General features: G+C 74.6%; 15 protein-coding genes. 6 read left to right on the forward strand and 9 right to left on the reverse strand.

The genetic code is table 11. From position 1 onward, the window contains the following. The first annotated feature begins 29 nt into the window (after positions 1-29). Genes QM782_RS22355 through QM782_RS22365 form a run of 3 tightly spaced genes read left to right on the forward strand, consistent with a single transcriptional unit; the run spans position 30 to position 3197 of the window. Positions 30-590: a hemerythrin domain-containing protein gene (locus QM782_RS22355; protein WP_415205065.1), complete on the forward strand. Its 561-nt coding sequence runs from the start codon at positions 30-32 to the stop codon at positions 588-590. Then, positions 577-2520, forward strand: a complete 1944-nt coding sequence (locus QM782_RS22360; protein ID WP_415205066.1) for a type IV pili methyl-accepting chemotaxis transducer N-terminal domain-containing protein — start codon at positions 577-579, stop codon at positions 2518-2520. The genes QM782_RS22355 and QM782_RS22360 overlap by 14 nt, the downstream gene beginning before the upstream one ends. Beyond that, positions 2520-3197 (forward strand): response regulator, encoded by a 678-nt coding sequence (locus QM782_RS22365; protein ID WP_415205067.1) that lies wholly within the window; start codon positions 2520-2522, stop codon positions 3195-3197. The genes QM782_RS22360 and QM782_RS22365 overlap by 1 nt, the downstream gene beginning before the upstream one ends. 21 nt (positions 3198-3218) lie before the next feature. Here QM782_RS22365 and QM782_RS22370 read toward each other — a convergent pair whose 3' ends face one another. The 6 genes from QM782_RS22370 to QM782_RS22395 are packed head-to-tail and all read right to left on the reverse strand — an operon-like array spanning position 3219 to position 12157. Beyond that, positions 3219-4487, reverse strand: a complete 1269-nt coding sequence (locus QM782_RS22370) for an alginate export family protein (protein WP_415205068.1) — start codon at positions 4485-4487, stop codon at positions 3219-3221. Further along, positions 4484-6739 carry a hypothetical protein gene (locus QM782_RS22375; RefSeq protein ID WP_415205069.1) on the reverse strand — a complete coding sequence of 752 codons (2256 nt, stop codon included), beginning with the start codon at positions 6737-6739 and terminating at the stop codon, positions 4484-4486. The genes QM782_RS22370 and QM782_RS22375 overlap by 4 nt, the downstream gene beginning before the upstream one ends. After that, positions 6729-8564 carry an ABC transporter ATP-binding protein gene (locus QM782_RS22380; protein ID WP_415205070.1) on the reverse strand — a complete coding sequence of 612 codons (1836 nt, stop codon included), beginning with the start codon at positions 8562-8564 and terminating at the stop codon, positions 6729-6731. The genes QM782_RS22375 and QM782_RS22380 overlap by 11 nt, the downstream gene beginning before the upstream one ends. Next, the gene (locus tag QM782_RS22385; protein WP_415205071.1) at positions 8561-9733 is read right to left on the reverse strand and encodes a glycosyltransferase family 4 protein; all 1173 of its coding nucleotides are present in this window, start codon (positions 9731-9733) and stop codon (positions 8561-8563) included. Before QM782_RS22385 ends, QM782_RS22380 begins: the two co-directional genes overlap by 4 nt. Beyond that, positions 9733-10971, reverse strand: coding sequence for a glycosyltransferase (locus QM782_RS22390; protein WP_415205072.1), 1239 nt, complete (start codon positions 10969-10971; stop codon positions 9733-9735). Before QM782_RS22390 ends, QM782_RS22385 begins: the two co-directional genes overlap by 1 nt. After that, entirely contained in the window at positions 10958-12157 is a 1200-nt protein-coding gene (locus tag QM782_RS22395; RefSeq protein WP_415205073.1) for a glycosyltransferase family protein, read from the reverse strand. Before QM782_RS22395 ends, QM782_RS22390 begins: the two co-directional genes overlap by 14 nt. Positions 12158-12391: 234 nt before the next feature. Between QM782_RS22395 and QM782_RS22400 the strand changes: the two genes are divergently transcribed. From QM782_RS22400 to QM782_RS22410, 3 genes are read left to right on the forward strand one after another with little or no spacing between them, the layout of a single operon-like run. Then, positions 12392-13132 (forward strand): PepSY domain-containing protein, encoded by a 741-nt coding sequence (locus QM782_RS22400; RefSeq protein ID WP_415205074.1) that lies wholly within the window; start codon positions 12392-12394, stop codon positions 13130-13132. Then, complete coding sequence (locus QM782_RS22405; RefSeq protein WP_415205075.1) at positions 13132-13803, forward strand: response regulator transcription factor; 672 nt, start codon at positions 13132-13134, stop codon at positions 13801-13803. Before QM782_RS22400 ends, QM782_RS22405 begins: the two co-directional genes overlap by 1 nt. Continuing rightward, positions 13796-15121, forward strand: a complete 1326-nt coding sequence (locus QM782_RS22410) for a sensor histidine kinase (protein ID WP_415205076.1) — start codon at positions 13796-13798, stop codon at positions 15119-15121. The genes QM782_RS22405 and QM782_RS22410 overlap by 8 nt, the downstream gene beginning before the upstream one ends. A 22-nt stretch (positions 15122-15143) precedes the next feature. On the opposite strand, the gene QM782_RS22415 is transcribed toward QM782_RS22410, so the two are convergent. The 3 genes from QM782_RS22415 to QM782_RS22425 are packed head-to-tail and all read right to left on the reverse strand — an operon-like array spanning position 15144 to position 18299. Further along, complete coding sequence (locus QM782_RS22415) at positions 15144-16805, reverse strand: DUF6351 family protein (RefSeq protein WP_415205077.1); 1662 nt, start codon at positions 16803-16805, stop codon at positions 15144-15146. 10 nt (positions 16806-16815) lie between these two features. After that, positions 16816-17799 carry a Bug family tripartite tricarboxylate transporter substrate binding protein gene (locus QM782_RS22420; protein WP_415205078.1) on the reverse strand — a complete coding sequence of 328 codons (984 nt, stop codon included), beginning with the start codon at positions 17797-17799 and terminating at the stop codon, positions 16816-16818. 26 nt (positions 17800-17825) lie between these two features. After that, complete coding sequence (locus tag QM782_RS22425) at positions 17826-18299, reverse strand: DUF3237 domain-containing protein (RefSeq protein ID WP_415205079.1); 474 nt, start codon at positions 18297-18299, stop codon at positions 17826-17828. Between the last annotated feature and the right edge of the window lie 81 nt (positions 18300-18380).

Raw genomic sequence — 18380 nt, forward strand, 5'->3', positions numbered from 1 at the left:
GCCGCCGCGTGGAAAATTCCACGCTCGCCATGGACATCACCACGTCGCCGCTGCATGCCGGCCCCGCCGCCGGCTTCGACCAGCCCTTCGAGATGCTGGTGGCCTGCCATGCGCGCATGGAACACATGCTCGACGTGCTGGACCGGCTCGGCGAGCACCTGGCCACGCACGGCTGCGACGCCCAGGCCCGCAGCGCTGCGGCCGACATCCTGCGCTACTTCGACGTCGCGGCGCCGCTGCACCACCAGGACGAGGAGCGGCACGTGCTGCCGCGCCTGCGCGAACTGGGGCTGGCCGGCGTGGCCGCGCGGCTGCGCGCCGACCACCAGGTCATGGAGCACGACTGGGCGCGCATGCGCCCCGACCTGCAGGCGGTGGCCGATGGCCGCCTGCAGGCGCAGCAGCTGCCGGCCGCGCGCCAGCGCTGGACGCTGTACTCCACGCTGTACCGCCGGCACCTGGCGGCCGAGGAGGTGCACGCCTTCCCGCCCGCCAGCGCCGGCCTCAGCGCCGAGCAGCAGCGCGCCATGGGCGAGGACATGGCCCGGCGCCGCGGCGCCCCCTACCCCGCGGCCGATGGCGCGCCCTGAGCGCGGCGCGCGGCGCACGCCGCTGGCCGCCAAGATCGGCGCCATCGGCTGCCTGCTGCTGGCCCTGGCGCTGGCCGCCATCGGCCTCACGCTGTGGGTCACCTGGCAGCTGGAGGGCGGCGGCGCCGCCGTCAACGAGGCCGGGCGCATGCGCATGCAGACCTGGCGCATGGCGCAGACGCTGTCCGCCGGCGACATCGCGCGGCTGCCGTCCCAGCTCGTGCAGTTCGACGCCAGCCTGGAGATGCTGCAGTACGGCGACCCGGTGCGCGCGCTGGCCGTGCCGCGCGACCAGGCCTCGCGCCAGGCGCTGGCCAGGGTCGTCCAGCACTGGCAAGCCCTGCGCGCCGAGTGGCTGGCCCAGGCCGGCAGCGGCGCCGCGGGGCAGCCGGCCGCGCAGGCCGAGGCCTTCGTCGCCGCCATCGACGGCCTCGTCGACGCCATCGAACGGCAGCTCGCACGCTCCACCGCGCTGCTCAACACCGCGCAGCTGGCGATGATGGCGCTGGCCATCGCGGCCGCGCTGGCGCTGCTGTACGCGGCCCAGCTGCTGGTGCTGACCCCGCTCGGGCGGCTGCAGCACGGGCTGGCCCGGCTGGAGGCCGGCGACCTGTCCACCCGGCTGGACACGCACGGCAGCGAGGAGTTCGCGGCCCTGGCCGAGGGCTTCAACCGGATGGCCGCGCGGCTGCAGGACCTGTACGCCAGCCTGGAGCGCCGCGTGCAGGAGAAGACCGTGCGGCTGGAGGCCGAGCACGCGCGCCTGGCCGCGCTGTACGAGGCCGCCGCCTTCGCGGCGCGCGCCGGCTCGCTGGAGGTCCTGGCCCAGGGCTTCGCCGTGCAGCTGCGCCAGGCCGCGCGCGCGGACGCCTGCGCCGTGCGCTGGTCCGACGAGGCCAACCGCCGCTACGTGCTGCTGGGCGCCGACCGGCTGCCGCCCGAGCTGGTGGAGGCCGAGCACTGCGTGCCCACCGGCGAGTGCTACTGCGGCCAGCCGCAGGGCGACGCGCACACGCGCGTGTTCTCGCTGCGGGAGCTGCGCCCCGCGCCGGCCGCCAGCCAGGTGGACCCGGTGCAGTGCCGGCGCGCCCGCTTCGCCAGCGTGGTCAGCGTGCCGGTGCGGCTGCACGAGCGCATGGTCGGCGAGATCGACCTGTTCTACCGCACCGACGCCGCGCTGGCCGAGGACGACCGCGCGCTGCTGGACGCGCTGGCCAGCCACCTGGCCGGCGCGATGGAGGCGCTGCGCGCCGACGCGCTGCAGCGCGAGGCCGCCGTGGCCGACGAGCGCGGCCTGCTGGCGCGCGAGCTGCACGACTCCATCGCCCAGAGCCTGGCCTTCCTGAAGATCCAGGCCGGCCTGCTGCGCGACGAGCTGAGCCGCGCGCCGGCGCCGCCCGGCGAGGGCGTGCGGCGGACCCTGGCCGAGCTGGACGCCGGCATCCGCGAGAGCCTGTCCGACGTGCGCGAGCTGCTGCTGCACTTCCGCACCCGCACCAACGGCGAGGACATCGCGCCGGCGCTGCGCACCACGCTGAACAAGTTCGAGCACCAGACCGGCCTGCCGGCGACGCTGTCGATCGACGGCGAGGGCCTGGCCCTGCCGCCCGACGTGCAGGTGCAGGTGCTGCACGTGGTGCAGGAGGCGCTGTCCAACGTGCGCAAGCACGCGCGCGCCAGCCACGTGTGGGTGCGGGTGCAGCAGTCGCCGCGCTGGGTGGTCGAGGTACGCGACGACGGCTGCGGCATGGACCCCGCCGCGCTGGCGCCGGACGAGACCCACGTGGGCCTGCGCATCATGCGCGAGCGCGCGGCCGGCATCGGCGCCACGCTGGACATCGCCACCGCGCCCGGCGCCGGCACCCGCGTCACGCTGAGCCTGCCGCGGCTGCAGCCGGCCGCCTGGCCGGAACCCGCGGCCACCGCCTGATGCCCGCCCCGGCCCGGCTGCTCGTCGTCGACGACCACACGCTGTTCCGGCGCGGCCTGACCGCGCTGCTGGCCGCGCAGCCGGCGCTGCAGGTGGTCGGCGAGGCGGCCGATGCCGGCGAGGCGCTGCGCCGCGCCGCCGAGCTGCAGCCCGACGTGATCCTGCTGGACCACCACCTGCCCGGCGTCAGCGGCGTGGACGTGCTGCAGAACCTGCGCCAGGCCGCGCCGGCCGCCCGCGTGCTGATGCTGACCGTCAGCGAGGACGCCGAGACGCTGGCCCGGGCGCTGCGCCAGGGCGCCCACGGCTACCTGCTCAAGACCGTGGACAGCGAGATGCTGGTCGCCGCGATCGAGCGCGCGCTGCGCGGCCAGTCCACCATCAGCCCGGAGATGACGGACCAGCTGGTCAGCGCCTTCCAGGCGCTGCGCCCGCCGGCACCGGCAGTGGCCACCGCCGCGCCGGCGCCGGTGCCGGCCGATCCGCTGGCCCAGCTGTCGCCACGCGAGCGCGAGATCCTGCAGGAGATCGCGGCCGGCGCCAGCAACAAGGAGATCGCGCGCCGGCTCGACATCGCCGAGACCACCGTCAAGATCCACGTGCAGCACATCCTGCGCAAGCTCGGCCTGAGCTCGCGCGTGCAGGCGGCGGTGCTGCTGGCCGGGCACGGGCGCTGAGCGGCGCCCTGCCAGGCCGCGTCAGAACCGCCACTCCAGCTCTACCCGCGCGCTCGTGGCCAGGCCACCGCGGCGCGCGTCGTCCAGGTCGTCGTCGTCGCGCAACCGGGCCGACGGGCGGAACCACCCGGCCGCGAACTCGGCCTTGAAGCGGCGCGAGGGCTCCCAGCCCACCACCAGGTCCAACCCGTCGCCGAGACGGTGGCCGGCGAGCCGGTCGCCCTTGGGCTCCACCGCCGCCCCGTCGAGCAGCGCGATGCGCGGCTGGCGGTAGTGGTGGTAGACCAGGTCCAGGCTCCAGCCGGGCGCCGGCTGCAGGCCCAGTCCGACGGTGGCGATCTGCAGGTTGGCCAGGTCCGCATCCAGCGTCTCGCCGTAGATCTTGAACTTGGCGATGCCGCCGTAGGTGGCTTCGTTGGACTGCAGGCCACTTTGGCGATAGTCGCCGCTGGCGTGGGCGAAGCCGAGGGTCAGCCGCGGTTTCCAGGCCACGCGGTCGAACACGCGGGTGGCGCCCAGGTCCAGCACGTGGCCCGAAACCGCGCGCCCCTCGGCCCGGCCGCCCACGCGGCCCAGCTCGGCCCAATGCCGCCAGCCCTTGCTGGCCGTGCCATGCGAGCGCAGGCCGTACAGGTGCAGGCGTTCACGGCCGTGCCCGCCCTCGAAATGGTGCTGGCGCACCGCATAGGCGCCGAGCGTCCAGTCCTTGCCAGCCTCGTGACGCACGATCGCGGCCAGGTGGTCGGCCGGCCGGCCGCGCCGGCCGCTGCGGCTGTCCAGCAGGTCGCGCCGCCACTGGCGTACGCGCGCGCCGAACAGCTCGGCCTGCCAGCGGCCGTCCTCGTGCTCCAGGTGCAGGCCGTCGAAGTTCTCGTCGAACAGCCATTCGCGCTCGTCACGCTGCAGCCAGCGGCCGACACGCAGACGGCTGCCGGACAGCAGCCGGTCGGTCGCCAGGTAGGCCTGGTTCAGACGCAGCAGCGTGCGGTGCTCGCGCGGGTCGCCCGTCTGGTGTTCGATCTGGTGCAGCAGCTCGGTTTCGACGAAGCCCCAGACCGGTCCGCCGCGCCCGACGGTGGCGCCCAGGCGCCACAGCGGTTCCAGCTCGGTCTTGCGTTCGACCTCGCCGCGCTCCAGCTCGGGATTGCGTTCGGCCTTGGCCTCCACGATCAGGTGGTGGCGCAACTGCACGAACGTCGACTCGGGCGGCGACGCCTCCTGCGCGTGCGCCGCCAGCGCGGCGCATGCCAGCGCAGCGCCCAGGCAGCGCCAGCGGTGTCGTCCGCTCATGCGATCCCTTCTTCCGCGGCGAGGCGCATCTCGCACAGCGCCAGCACGGCCTCGGCCATGCTCTGGCGCGCAGGGATGCGCGTGCAGATGAACACGTGCCGCGCCAGCGACAGCGTGGTGTGCAGCGCCACGGCTCGGGGCTCGACCTGCGGCATGCCGGCCTGGTAGGCCTGCGCGAAAGCCCTGGCATGCGCGTCCAGCGCCCGCGTGTCGCCGTGCTGGCGCAGCGCCTGCTCGATCAGGTGCGCGATGAAATTGCCGGCGTCCAGCGCGGCATCACCACGCGCGCACAAGTCGAAATCCAGCAGCACCGGCGGGCCGGCACCCAGCAGCACCTGGTCGGGGTAGAAGTCGCGGTGCAGGCAGGCCGCGACCGGCACGGGCAGCCGCGCAGCCAGCGCAGCGCAGCCTTCGGACAGCAGGCCGATGCGCGCGGCCAGCGCGGGCAGCCGCGCGGCCGCCTCCGCCAGCCGCTGGCGCAGCATGGCCAGTTCGTCGGCATTGGACCAGCGCTGGCCGCTGTCGATGCCGCTGGCCTGCAGCGCGGCCAGCGCGCGGCCGATCGCAGCGGCCGGCGCCGTGTCGGCACCCGGCAGCAGGCGCTCGGTCGCCGGGTGCCCGGGTGCGCGGCGCTGCAGCCACATGGCACGCTCGGGCCAGGCTGCCAGCGGCTCGGGCACGCTGAAGGCAGCCAGTTCGCCACGGCGCAGCCACAGTGCGTGCTGCACCGCATGGCCTGCGCGGTGCAGCCCCTTGGCGCGCAGCTTGCCGAGCACCTCGCACGCAGCCCCGTCGGGCAGCGCCACGCGGTAGGCGACCAGCGCGCGCCGGCCGGGCCGGTGGCGCACCAGCTGCGCCGAATCGACTGCGGCACCGGGTACGCCCAGCGCATCGGCCACCGGTGCGCGCATACCCGCGGTGTCGAGCGCGGCGTCCAGCATCGGCATGGCCGGGTCGATGGCCTGGCGTGGCGCGGCAGCCGGTGCCGGCGCGAGCAGCGCCTCGGCCCGCGCCAGCAGCGCCGCACTGCGTGCCGGCCAGTCCGGCAGGCGCAGCCGGAAAGGCTCGGCCCCCAAGCGCAACAGTGCGGCCGCGGCGTGCGGCCGCACGCCGTCGGCCATGCGGCCGGCGCCGGCCGCATGGCCCTCGCACAGGGCCTGCGCGCCCGCGTACGCTGCGGCGGCCGGCAGCACGCCGGCCAGCGCCTGGGCTTCCAGCCGCGCCCAGGCACTGCCCAGGTCGACCGCCGCCTCGGCGCAGGCCGAACGATCCCAGTCGATCAGGCGCAGCATCGGACCGCCGCCGTCCACCACCTGGTCGAGCGAGAAGTCGCCGTGCACCAGGACCGGCTGCTCCGGCGGCAGCGCCGCGAAGGCCTGGCGCAGCCGCTGCAGCAGCCGCTCGGCCTGCACGCCCAGGGATCGGTCCAGCGCCTGCAGGTCTGCCGACAGCTGCGCGAGCGCCCGCAGTTCGTCGGCACGGGTGCGCGCGACCGGATGCCGGAAGCGGCTGGCATGCAGCCGCGCCAGTGCGGCGCCGGCCTGCGCGAGCTGCTGCGGCGTGGCCTGGCCGCCGTGCTCGGGACACAGCGATCGGCCCGGCAGCCAGGCCGTGGCGAACAGTTGCGCGGCGCCGTCGGCGCCCAGCAGCGGTGCGCCGCCGTGGGCCGCGCCGACGGCGGCACCCAGCAGCGCCCGGCCGAAGGCCGCACCGCTGCCGGCGCGCAGCACGGCGACCGGCGCGCCTTCGGCGCCGGCCAGGCCGACCCAGCGCCGTTCGGGCTTCCAGCGCAGCGTAGCGATGGGCGCTTCTGCGCCCTGGCCGAGCACGCCGCGCAGCAGTACCGCGCCGCGCTGAGGATCGGCCAGTTGGCGCAGCGCCGGCACGCCGCGGTCGTGCTGCGGTTCCAGCACCAGCACGGCCTGCGCCGCCAGCGCGCGCGGCGCATCCGGCGCGCCGGCTTGCACGGCAGCCTGCCAGCGTGGGCGCCGCCAAGCTTCGGCGAAGCGTGCCGGCGCCAGCGCCTTCGCGGACAACAGCAGTCCGGGCGCCCCGCGCCGCTGCACCGCGAACGCTGCCACGCAACTGGTGCCGGGCTTGTAGCGCAGGTAGCGCGGCTCGGCGCGCTGCACGTCGGCCAGGCCGGGCAGGCCGCGCAGCGCGTCTGCGAAGGCATCGGCGTCCAGCACCAGCGCCAGTCCCGGCAGCGCGCGTTCGCGCGCGATCACGCCCGCATCGGCTTCAAGCGGCATGGTCCAGCTCCTGCAGGCCGGCACCGCCGCGCAGGCGCCACCAGCCGGCATAGGTGCCGCCACAGGCCAGCAGCGCAGCATGCGTGCCGGACTCGGCGATGCGCCCATGCTCCAGCAGCACGATGCGATCGGCACGGGCGGCCAGTTCCAGGTCGTGCGTGACGATCAGCCCGGTGCACCCCTCCAGCAGGCGCAGCAGCGCCTCGCGCAGCCGGTGGGCCTGCGCGCGGTCCAGCCCGTTGGTGGGCTCGTCGAGCACCACGATGGGACATTGCCGCAGCGCCGCGCGTGCGATCGCCAGGCGCTGGCGCTGGCCGCCGGACAGCGTGGCGCCGCGCTCGGCCAACGGGGTGTCGTAGCCCTGCGGCAGCGCGGCGATGAATTCATGCGCCTGCGCCAGCCGGGCGGCCGCCTCGACCGCGGCCTGCTCTGGCGCCGGCTCGACGCCCAGCGCGATGTTCTCGCGCACGCTGGCAGCGAACAGCAGCGCGTCCTGCGGCACCAGCGCGATCTGCCGGCGCAGGCTGGCCAGCGTGAAGCCGCGGATGTCCATGCCATCGATGCGCACGCAGCCCTGCTGCGGGTCGTACAGGCGCAGCAGCAGGCTGGCCAGCGTGGACTTGCCGGCGCCCGAGCGGCCAATCACGGCCACGCGCTCGCCGACGTGCAGCTGCAGGTCCAGCCCGCGCAGTACCGGCATTGCGCCCGCGCCGTAGCCGAAGTGCACGCCCTCGAAGCGCAGCGCGCCGCGCAAGGCCGGCGCCGGCAGCGCGCCGGGCGCGTCGCGCACCTCCGGCTGATGCAGCATCAGCTGGGCGATGCGCTCGGCCCCGGCGCGCGCCTTGGACAGCCGGCTGGTGTACTTGGCGTATTCGCGCACCGGCCGGAACGAGCTTTTCAGGTAGCTCAGGAACACCAGCAGGTCGCCCGGCGACAGCGCGCCGTCCAGCACGCGGCGCGCGCCCAGCCACAGCACCAGCGCCGTGCCCAGCGCGACCAGCAGATCCACGCCGCGCTCCAGCCCGGCCGACAGCCGGCGCGACTGCAGATCCTGCCGCGCGCTGCGCTGCTCCGCGCCGCCGAAGGCCCGCGCCATGGCCGGCTCGGCCGACAGCGACTGCACCGTGCGAATCCCCGCCATGGCCTCGGCCGCCTGCGCCGCCAGCGCCCCTTCGCGCCGGCGCTGCTGGCGGCTGGCCTCGTAGATGCGGCGGCCGCGGCGCCGGCTCCAGAGCCACAGCGCCGGCATCGGCACGCACGCGGCCAGCGCGAGCCGCCAGTCCAGCGCCAGCATCACGCCCCACATGCCAGCCATCACCAGCCAGTTGGTCAGCAGCGGCAGCAGCGCACTGACGCCGGCCTCCTTCAGCATGGCCACGTCGCTGGTGAGGCGCAGCGTCAGGTCGCCGCTGCGTGTGCCCTGGTGGAAGGCCTGCGGCAGCCGCAGCAGGTGCACGTACAGGTCGGTGCGCACGGCGCCGAGCACGCGGTTGCCGGCCAGCGCGAAGCCCAGCGTGGCCAGGTAGCGCGCACCGGCCGACAGCGCGGCGACCAGCACCACGCCAACTGCGCACAGCAGCAGCACGGTGCCGGTATCCATGGCGGCCAGCCGCGCGCCCAGGCCCTCGGCCGCGGCCGGCAGGTGCTCGGCCAGCACGTGGTCGATCACCAGCGCCAGCGGCCAGGGTTCCAGCAGCCGCAGCAAGGTGGCGGCGACCAGCGCGGCCATGGATCCGGCCAGCAGCGGCCGGTGGCCGCGCAGATACGGCGCCAGCCAGCCGAGCAGCCGGCGCAGCGGCAGCGCCGCCTCCTGCTGCGCGCTCACCAGCGGCTCCCCGCGGCGCACAGGCCGGCGATGGCCAGCAGCCGGGCCGCCACTTGGTCCCAGCCGTGTCCGTCACGCACGCGCCGCTGCGCCGCCGCGCCCAGGCGCCGGCGCAGTGGTGCGTCGGCGGCCAGCCCGGCCAGCGCGGTGGCGAGCGCTGCGGCGTCGCCGGGCGGCACCAGCCAGCCGTCGCGCCCGTGCGACAGCACCTGGTCGAGATGGCCGACGCGGCTGGCCACCACCGGCAGGCCGGCAGCCATGTATTCGTAGATCTTCAGCGGCGAGAAGTAGAAGCCGTCCAGTGCCGGGTACGGCGCCACGGCGATGTCCATGGCCGCCAGCAGGCCCGGCACGCGCGCCGGATCGACGGCACCGGTCAGCGCGGCATGCGGCAGCAGGCCGCGCCGCGCCAGGTCGCCCGTCAGCGCGGCGCGGCCGGGACCGTCGCCGACCACCAGCAGCCGCGCGTGCGACTGCCGTGCCAGCAGCGCGAAGGCCTCAGCCAGAAGTTCCAGGCCGTGCCAGGGCTTGAGCGTGCCGACGAAGCCGACCACCGGCCCCTGGCCGGGCGGCAGCACCGCGCGCTCGGGCGTGGCCTGCGCAAAGCGCGCGGCGTCGACACCGTTGGCGACCACGTGCACGCGGCCGCGCGCCTGCGGCCAGCGCGCCAGGTAGGCGGCCACACCGGGCGATACGGCAGCCAGCGCCGTGGCGTCGGCGAACACGCTGCGCGCCACGCGCTCGGCCTCTTCGGGCAGGGCCAGCTCGCGGTGCGTGCGCTGCTCCTCGATCAGCGGTGCGTTGACCTCCAGCAGCCCGGGGCAGCCCGCCGCACGCGCATGGGCCATGCCGGCATGGCTCCACAGCGAATAGCGTTCGTAGACCAGGTCGAACGGCCCGTGCCGGCGCAGCAGCACGGCCAGCGCCGCGTTGCCGTCCAGCGCGGTGCGCGCCCGCGCTTCGGCCGGCCACTTGCCGGCCGGCGGCAGCGCGACCAGCTCCACCGCCTGCAGGTCCGGCGGCGGCGCGCCGTCCACGCGCGCGGCGAATAACGTGATCCGCGCGCCGCGGCGCTGCAGCGCGCGCAGCACTTCCTGCACATGCACCGAGGCGCCCTTGCGGCCGTACACCGGCACGCCGAGGTCGGCACAGACGTAGGCGACACGCATCACGCCGCCTTCCCCGCCGCAGCGGCATGGTCGGCGATGGCGTGCCGGAATAGCGCGCGCTGCGCGGCGCTGTTGCGGTCCACGTCGTAGGCGTGCTCGACCAGCCGCCGCGCGCTGCCCGACAAGCGCCGCGCCAGCGCACCATCGGCCAGCAGCCGCGCGATCGCGTCGGCCAGCGCGGCCGGATCGCCGGGCGGCACGCACAGGCCGGTCTCGCCGTCGCGCACCAGCTCCGGAATGCCGGCGACGCGCGTGGAGATGCAGGGCGTGCCCAGTGCCATGGCCTCGACCAGCACCGTCGGCAGGCCGTCCTGGTCGCCGCCCTCGCCCACCACGCAGGGCGCCGCCAGGACGGCCGCGCCGCGCAGCGCCTCCATCACCTCGGGCTGCGGACGCGGGCCGGCCAGCACGATCCGGCCGGCCAGGCCGGCGGCGTCGATGCGCTGCTGCAACTCGGCGCGCAGCGGGCCGTCGCCGATCAGCGTGCCGTCGAAGGCCAGCCCGCGCGCATGCAGCAGCGCCAGCGCGTCGACCAGCACCGCGAAACCCTTCTTGGACACCAGCCGCCCGACCGCCAGCACATGCGGCGGCCGTTCGGCCGGCTCCTGGTAGCGGAACTGCGCGAGGTCCAGCCCGTTGTACAGCCGCACCACGCGCGCGGCGGCGTCGCCGTAGCAACGCCGCAGGTGGGCCAGGTTGTAGTCCGACACGGTGATCGCGCCCGCGGCGTCGCGCAGCTTGCGGTCCAGCCGCTGCGGCTGCTCGTAGGCGTAGAAGATGTCCTTGGCGTGCGCGGTGAAGGTGTACGGCAGGCCGGCGAAGGCCGCGGCCAGCCGCGCCACGGCAGCGGCCTGAGTGCCGAAGTGCGCATGCAGCAGGCCGATGCCGCGCTCGCGCGCATGCAGCGCCAGCAGCACGGCCTGCCAGGCGACGTGCGGATCGTCACCCTCGGCCCGCGGCAGGGCCTGCCACAGGCCGGGCAGCAGCGCACGGGCGCGCATCAGCGCGGGCCAGCCGGCGCTGGCCGCGCGAGCGCGGTCCGGCAGCCGGGTCACCGGCGCGCGCACGCGCGCAATGGCATCCTGGAAATGCGTCTCCTCGACCGGGCCGAGCGCAAAGATGTCGATGCGCGCGCCGGCGCGCTCATGCGCCAGGATCTCGTTGACGACAAAGGTTTCCGAGAAGCGCGGATAACGCTTGAGCACGTAGCCCACGTACAGCGGTTCAGGCGGCGGCAAGGCACCTCTCCTTGCGCAGTCCGTGCAGCAGCTCCTGCGCCAGCGTGCGCACGCGCTGCAGACCGCCGAAGTCCAGCACCTCGCGCGCGCGGCGCGGCCGGCCCTCGGCGCACAGCCAGGCCGACAGGCGTGCAGCACTCAACGCATCGGGATGCAGGCAGTCCACCAGGCCCAGCTCGGCCAGGCGGCGGGCGCGAAGCCACTGTTCCTCGCGCGGCCTCACGCGCGGCACGATCAGCGCGCGCTGCTCCAGCGACAGGATCTCGGTCGTGGTGTTGTAGCCGCCCATGGCCACGATGGCGCGCGCGCCGCGCATCAGCGCCAGCGGCTCGGCCACGAAATCCAGGACCTGCATCCCCGGCCGCGCGGCGGCCAGCCGGTGCAGCCGCGCGCGCCCGGCCGCCGGCATCATGGCGCCGGCGACGACGATGCCGCGGTGGCCGTCCGGCAGCCGGGCCTGCACGAAGGTCTCGGTCAGCGGCAGCCCGTCCTGGCCGCCGCCGACCAGGCACAGCACGTAGGGCCCGTCAGGTGCCCGGGCCGCGCCGCATTCCAGTCGCTGGCTCTGGTCCAGGTAACCGACCTGGACCAGCTTGCGGCGCAGCGCTGCATCCAGTCCGTAAGCGGCAGTGCCGCCGGACAGGCTCTCGTCGCCATAGACCCAGATCGCGTCGTAGTACTGCCGCAGTGCTTCCACGTTGCGCTCATGCCGCCACTGGCGCTGCACTGCGGCCGGCTCGTCCACCACGTCGCGCAGGCCCAGCACCACGCGGGTGCGGCGGCGGTCCAGCGCGGGCAGCACGGTGTCGAGTTCGCGCATCGCCCCGCGCGGCACGTTGTCCACGATCACCAGGTCCGGCGCGAAACCAGCCAGCGCGGCGCGGATCGTGGCCGCGCGCAGGGCCACCAGCCGCTGCAGGTCCGCACCCAGCGCGCGCGGCATGTAGCGGCCATCGGGCAGCTTGCGGTAGGCGGGCAGCGTGACGCAGTCCGTGCCCGGCGGCAGTGCGAAGGCGCCGGCCTCGCGGATGCCGCTGATCAGCAGCACCTCGGCCTGCAGCGGTGCGGCGCTCAGCGCCTGGGCCAGCAGCATGTTGCGGCGCACGTGGCCCAGCCCCATGGTGTCATGCGAGTACAGGGCGATGCGGGGCGGGGCGTCGGCGCGGACAGGTGGCGGCAATGGCATGGAACAGGATCTCCGTGGCGTGGCACGCACGCCGCCGCGGCAGTGGCGCGGCGTGCATCGCAGCGGCGGATTCTTCGCAACGGCGCCTAAACATTCGGTGAACGAAGCGCCCCGGGGGCTGTATCCGGAGCCGCGAAAGTGTGTCGATTCGTCAGCGTCCCGGCCGCACCCGGTTCATGAAGCGTTTAGCCGGAGCGTCGACAATGCCCATGCACCCCACTTCCGCCCTCCCCCATGCGCACGATCTCCGCCGTCCTGCTCCTCGCTGCGCTGTGGCCGGCCCCGGCCGTCCAGGCCGACCCTGCCGGCCGGCCACTGCAAGGAACCGATCCGCAAGCCGTGCGCCGCGCGGTGGAGGCCGGCCGGCTGCAGCCCCTCGCCACCATCCTGGCGGCGGCGCAGAAGCGCTACCCCGGCCGCGTGGTGGACGTGGAGATCGAGCGCGACGCCGGCGGCGGCCCGCTGTACCGCTTCCGTGTGCTAGGCGCCGACGGCTACAGCCGCGAGGTCTACTTCGATGCCGTCAGCGGCAAGGACGTGACGCTGGCCATCGCTGGCTCCCAGCGCGTCAAGCCGCTGGCCGAGGTACTGCGCCAGTTGCAGGCCGCAGGCCTGGCCGGGCCGGTGGTCGAGATCGAACTGGAGCGCTGGGCCGACCGCCGACAGGTCTACGAGATCCGGGTGCCCATGGACGACGGCCGCCTGCGCGAGATGGTCGTGGACGCGCAGACCGGCAAGGTGCTGCATCTGGACTCCGTACGCTTCGCCGGTGCGCAGAAGCTGCGGCCGGTGGCCGAAGTGCTGGACACCGTGCTGGCGCGCTACCCCGGCCAGGTCACCGAAGTGGAGATCGAGATCGATGCGCAGGGCCGGCGCTACTACGAGGTCGAGGTGCGCACCGAGGACGGCCGCCTGCTGGAGCTGCACGTGGACGCCGCGACCGGCGCGCTGCAACGCGCTGCCGAGCTCGATTGATGCGCGTGCTGGTCGCCGAGGATGACCAGGCGCTGGCCGCACGGCTGGCCGAGGCACTGGCGCAGGCCGGCCTGGTGGCCGACCTGGCCCGCGACGGCCGCGAGGCCGCCTTCGCCGGCTGCACTGAGCGCTACGACGCGGCCGTGCTCGACTTGGGCCTGCCGCACCAGGACGGCATGGGCGTGCTGCGCCACTGGCGCGAGCAGGGCGTGGCCATGCCGGTGCTGATCCTGACGGGCCGCTCGCGCTGGAGCGACAAGCTGGCCGGCTTCGGCGCGGGCGCCGATGACTACCTGACCAAGCCCTTCCTGATGGACGAGGCCGTGGTGCGCCTGCAAGCGCTGATACGGCGCGCACGCGGCCACGGCACGCCGGTACTGCAGGTCGGGCCACTGCGCTACGACAGCCATGCCGGCGACTTCAGCCTGGGCGGACAGCGGCTCGTCTTCACCGCGCAGGAGCAGCGCATCCTGGCCTACCTGATGCATCGGCCGGACTGCGTGGTCAGCCGCAGCGAGATTGCCGAGCACGTCTACGCGCGCGACCTGGACCCGGACTCCAACACGCTGGACGTGCTGATCGGCCGCATCCGGCGCAAGCTCGGGCAGCCGCTGATCCATACCGAGCGCGGCCGGGGCTTCCGGCTGTCCGCCGGCGACGGCCTTGCTTGAACGCCTGGGCCTCGGGCCGCGGCTGGCCATCATCGGCATCTGCGCCGCGCTGGCCGTCACCGGCGTCGGCGGCTGGGCGCTGCGGCTGCAGTTCCACGCCACGCTGTGGCGCAGCGTCGAGCAGCGCCTGGACGACAGCGCCCAGCGCCTGGCCGTACGCCTGCACGCAGGGCCGGACGGCACCCCATGGGAAGAGCGGCCGCCCTCCACCAGTCCCTTCAACCAGATTTTCTCGGGCTGGTACTGGCAGCTCGGCGACGGTGACGGCGAACTGCACTCGCGCTCGCTGTGGGATGGCCAGTTGCATCTGCCGCAACGCGAGTCGCTGGGTGGCAGTTCGCAGCTGCATCGGCTGCAGGGCCCGCGCGGCGAACCGCTGGTGGGCTTGGAGCGCCCGGTACGCGTCGGCGCGCGCGAGTTGCGGCTGCACCTGTACGGCCCGGCGACCGAAACCGACCGTGAACTGGCCCGGCTGGACCAGCTGCTGCTGCTGACGCAGGCGGTGCTGGTGGCGGTGCTGACACTGACCACGCTGCTGCAGGTGCAGATCGGCCTGAAGCCGTTGCGCCGGCTGCGCGCGGCACTGGCGCGGGTACACGACGGTACGGCCGAGCGCGTCGGTCGCGATTTCGGCCCTGACCTCGACCCGCTGGCGCGCGCCATGGACCAGGTGCTCGAGCGCAACGCGCGCGTGGTGGCGCGCGCCCGCGCACACGCCGGCGACCTCAGCCATGCGCTGAAGAAACCGTTGGCGCTGCTGGCCTCCGAGCTGCGCGACCACGACGGCGGGGTGGTGCCAGCCATGACCGTACGCGCCCAGGTGGCGACCATGGACGGCCTGATCGAGCGCTACCTGGCACGCGCCGGCAGCGGCGGCGGCGAGCGCCGCCGCATCGACGTTCGCGAACGCCTGGAAGACCTGCTGGCGGCGATGCGCCGCCTGCACGCCGGGCGCGACCTGCACTGGCAGCTGCTGGCGCCGCGTGCCCTGCATTGCAGCGCCGAGCAAACCGACCTGGAGGAGATGCTGGGCAATCTGCTGGACAACGCCGGCAAATGGGCCCGCAGCCGCGTGGAAATCCAGGCCCGCGCCGACACCGACGGCCTGGTGGTGCACATCGACGACGATGGCGACGGACTGGCCAATGCGCAGATCGCTGCGGCCATGCGCCGTGGCCGGCGCTTCGACGAAAGCGTGGAGGGCAGCGGCCTGGGCCTGGCCATCGTGCGCGACCTGGCCGAAACCTACGGCGGCCGGCTCGAACTGGGCCGCAGCCGGCTCGGCGGGCTCAGCGCCCGCCTCGTGCTGCCGCCATGAACCGCCATCCCGCGGCGGCGGATCAGTCCGGCGCGCAGCGGAAGTTCGCGGCGTCCTCGAGGCTGCCCGTGCCCCGGTACCGCGCGAACGCCGGGTACGGGCACAGCGGGCGCGTGCGGTTCGGGAAATAGGCGCTGGTGGCGGCGGCGCGCGCGGCGATGGCGTCGGGCGCCACGCCCTTCTCGACCCAGTCGACCATGGCCTGCAGCGAGTCGTAGGTGTCGGTGGCCGGGCCGCCGGAGCAATGCGTCATGCCGGGCACGAGGAAGGTCCGCGCGAACGATTGCGTGGCCGCGATGCCGCCGTTGCTGGCGGCCAGGCGCTGGTAGTAGTCCACCGTGTCGAGTGCCGAGAAGATCGGGTCGGCCATGCCGTGGATGAACAGCAGCTTGCCGCCGCGCGCCTTGAACGCGGCGAGCCGGTCGTCGCGGTAGGTGTCGTAGACCTCGGAGAACGCCTGCATGCGCGCCGGGTCGGTGTCGAAGTTGAAGGCCAGCGCGTCGAAGGCCGGGTCCGGCGGCGTGAAGAACTCGTTGCGCAACGCGTCCAGCATCAGCGTGATGTAGCGCGAGTCCGGCGTGCCGGTGGCCGAGCTGCCCAGCGTCCAGGCGCGCCAGCCGGCGTCGCGCACGCCCGGGTCCCAGGGCTGGCCGGCGTAGAGGGGCTGGCCGGCCGAGTTCCGCGGCCCGCCGAACACGTCCTGCAGCGCGCCGACCTGGGCGCTGCTCAGGCAGCGGTCGGTCTTGGCGCCGCTGCACTGCAGCACGGCCGGGTCGAAGCGGCAGGCCGCGGCGTTCTGCACCAGGCCGTCGGCCGCGCCGTCGCCGGCGTCGCAGGCGGCCAGCACGGCGTCGGCCAGCAGGTTCAGGTCGCCGTTCGAGAAGGCCTGCGCCAGCACCGGCCTGCCGTCGCCGCCGCGCGGCGCGATGTCGCTGAACCGGCGATGGTTCCACATCGCCGCGACCGTGGCGCCGCTGGAGACGCGCATGGCCGGCGCGCCGGCGGTGATGCCGTCGAAGTAGTCCGGAAAGCGCTGCGAGAACATCATGCCCTGGCGCCCGCCGCCGGAGCAGCCCGAGAAGTACGAGTAGCGCGGCTGGGCACCGTAGCGCCAGGCGATCAGCGCCTTGGCCGACCGGGCGGTCCTGTCGTGCGCGTTGTAGGCGTGGTCGATGCGGGCCTGCGGGTCGGCGCCGAAGCTGGCGCTGGTGCCCTGGTGGCCGGCGTCGGTGGAGACCACGGCATAGCCCTGGCCCAGCGGCGAGGGGGTGCCGATGGAGATCGACGAGCTCAGCGAGGTGTCGCGCAGCGTGCCGTCGTTGCCGCCGCCGCCCAGGTACAGGAAGCGGCCGTTCCACTGGTCCGGCAGGGAGAGTTCGAAGCCGACGGCGTAGGGCTTGCCGTCCACGCCGGTGCGCGCGTCCAGGCTGCCGGTGACCACGCAGTGGCCGGGCAGGTAGTCGCCGTCCGTCGCCGTGCCGGGGCGGCGCGTGCCGGCGGCCACGTAGCGCGTGGCCAGCTGGGCGCTGGCCAGGCCGGACTGCGTGGCGATGCGGGCGCAGGCGGCTGCGGACGCCTGGGCGTCCAGCACGGTCCAGCCGTTGTCGCCGTCGCCGCCGCCGGCGCAGCCGGCGAGCAGTGCCAGGACCAGGGCGCTCGGGGCCCAGGGAGTGCGGGTGTGCATCAGCGCCTCCTCAATCCGCCTTGAAGCCGGTGGCAGCCACCGCCTTGCCCCAGGTCCGGGTGTCGGCGGCGATGATGTCGGCGAACGCCTGCGGGCTGGTGCCCGTCACGCTGAAGCCGGCCTCCTCCAGCTTCTTGCGGCCGTCCGGCGAGCGCAGCGCGCGCACGATGTCGGCGTTCAGCTTGGCCACGACGTCGGCCGGCGTCCTGGCCGGTGCGACGATGCCGAACCAGGAGTTGAACACCAGGCTGCCGTAGCCCTGCTCCTTGAAGGTCGGCACCTCGGGCAGGATGGGCGTGCGCTCGGCGCCGGTGCTGGCCAGCGCGACCAGCTTGCCGGACTTCACGTTGGGCGCGGCCAGGCCGGCGCTGGCGAACACGCCCTGCACGTCGCCGCCGAAGAGGCCGGTCATGGCGTCGCCGGTGGACTTGTAGTGCACCGCCTCGGGCCGGATGCCGATGGCGTCGCCGAACATGAAGGCGCCGAAGTGCCCCGGCGTGCCGGCGCCGAAGGTGGCCATGAACAGGTTCTTGTGCTGGCGCGTCCAGTCCACGAATTCCCGGGCGTCCTTGGCCGGCACCTTCTGCGGGTTGACCAGCAGGATGAAGTCCGCGGTGACGACCTGCGACACCGGCACGAAGTCGCGGGCCGGGTCGTAGGGCAGCTTGTTGTAGCTGCTGGGCGCGATGCTGAGCTGGCCGGTCTCGCCCAGCATCAGCGTGTAGCCGTCGGGCGCGGCGCGCGCGGCCTCGGACGCCGCGATCAGGCCGGCGGCGCCGGGCTTGTTGTCGACGATCACGCCCAGGTTGCCCCAGCCCTCGGACAGCTTCTGCGCCAGCAGGCGGGCCACGATGTCCGGGCCGGTGCCGGCCGGAAAGCCGACGATGATGCGCACCGGCTTGCTCGGATAGGCCTGCTGGGCCGGTGCGGCGAACGGGGCGAGCGCGCAGGCGCCCAGGGTGGCGGCGAGGGCCAGGCGGCGGGTGGGTTGCATGGATGTCTCCGGGGGTCAGGGGAAATTCAGCCGAGCGCGAAGAAGCGCATGACGACCTGGTCGGGATGGCGCACGCCGGCGCCGACGAACAGCCGCTCGTTGATCCAGCCGAGCGCGCTGGAGGCGGTCTCGAAGCGCGGCTGGCAGCGGAAGTAGATCTGCGCCGGGTCGACCGGCTCGCCGCGCGCGAGGCGCTGCATCAGCGCCGGCGGGCCGCTGCGCACGGCCTGGTTCTGCACGAACACCAGGTCGCCGGCGTCCGTCTCGACCACGTAGCGCGCGTCCAGCTCGGCGTAGCCGGCGTGCACGATCAGCTGGAAATCGGCGCCGCCGGCCAGCACGCGGCCGCTCCAGCCCTCACCGCGCACCGTGCCGCCCAGGATCGGGATCACCCGGCGCGTGCCATGCGGCACGGCGCCGACCACCTGGGGCTCGGCCACCTGCACGGCGAAGTCGGCGAACGGGCTCAGGGTCGGCGCGGCGAGCGGGTCGGTGGGCATGGTGCGGTCCAGCAGTCAGAATCGGGGCCAGAGCGTACGTCTGCAGAACCGCCCCGCGCGTCATCCAAGAGGACGACGGAC

The organism is Pseudorhodoferax sp., from assembly GCF_047601025.1.
Lineage (GTDB): Bacteria > Pseudomonadota > Gammaproteobacteria > Burkholderiales > Burkholderiaceae_C > Pseudorhodoferax.

Excerpts from the sequence above, each read along its gene's own strand:
- QM782_RS22405 (WP_415205075.1), top strand. The coding sequence starts at position 13,132 with ATGCGCGTGCTGGTCGCCGAGGATGACCAGGCGCTGGCCGCACGGCTG.
- QM782_RS22365 (WP_415205067.1), top strand. The coding sequence starts at position 2,520 with ATGCCCGCCCCGGCCCGGCTGCTCGTCGTCGACGACCACACGCTGTTC.
- QM782_RS22385 (WP_415205071.1), bottom strand. The coding sequence starts at position 9,733 with ATGCGTGTCGCCTACGTCTGTGCCGACCTCGGCGTGCCGGTGTACGGC.
- QM782_RS22400 (WP_415205074.1), top strand. The coding sequence starts at position 12,392 with ATGCGCACGATCTCCGCCGTCCTGCTCCTCGCTGCGCTGTGGCCGGCC.
- QM782_RS22370 (WP_415205068.1), bottom strand. The coding sequence starts at position 4,487 with ATGAGCGGACGACACCGCTGGCGCTGCCTGGGCGCTGCGCTGGCATGC.
- QM782_RS22425 (WP_415205079.1), bottom strand. The coding sequence starts at position 18,299 with ATGCCCACCGACCCGCTCGCCGCGCCGACCCTGAGCCCGTTCGCCGAC.
- QM782_RS22415 (WP_415205077.1), bottom strand. The coding sequence starts at position 16,805 with ATGCACACCCGCACTCCCTGGGCCCCGAGCGCCCTGGTCCTGGCACTG.
- QM782_RS22355 (WP_415205065.1), top strand. The coding sequence starts at position 30 with ATGGACATCACCACGTCGCCGCTGCATGCCGGCCCCGCCGCCGGCTTC.
- QM782_RS22395 (WP_415205073.1), bottom strand. The coding sequence starts at position 12,157 with ATGCCATTGCCGCCACCTGTCCGCGCCGACGCCCCGCCCCGCATCGCC.
- QM782_RS22375 (WP_415205069.1), bottom strand. The coding sequence starts at position 6,739 with ATGCCGCTTGAAGCCGATGCGGGCGTGATCGCGCGCGAACGCGCGCTG.
- QM782_RS22360 (WP_415205066.1), top strand. The coding sequence starts at position 577 with ATGGCGCGCCCTGAGCGCGGCGCGCGGCGCACGCCGCTGGCCGCCAAG.
- QM782_RS22420 (WP_415205078.1), bottom strand. The coding sequence starts at position 17,799 with ATGCAACCCACCCGCCGCCTGGCCCTCGCCGCCACCCTGGGCGCCTGC.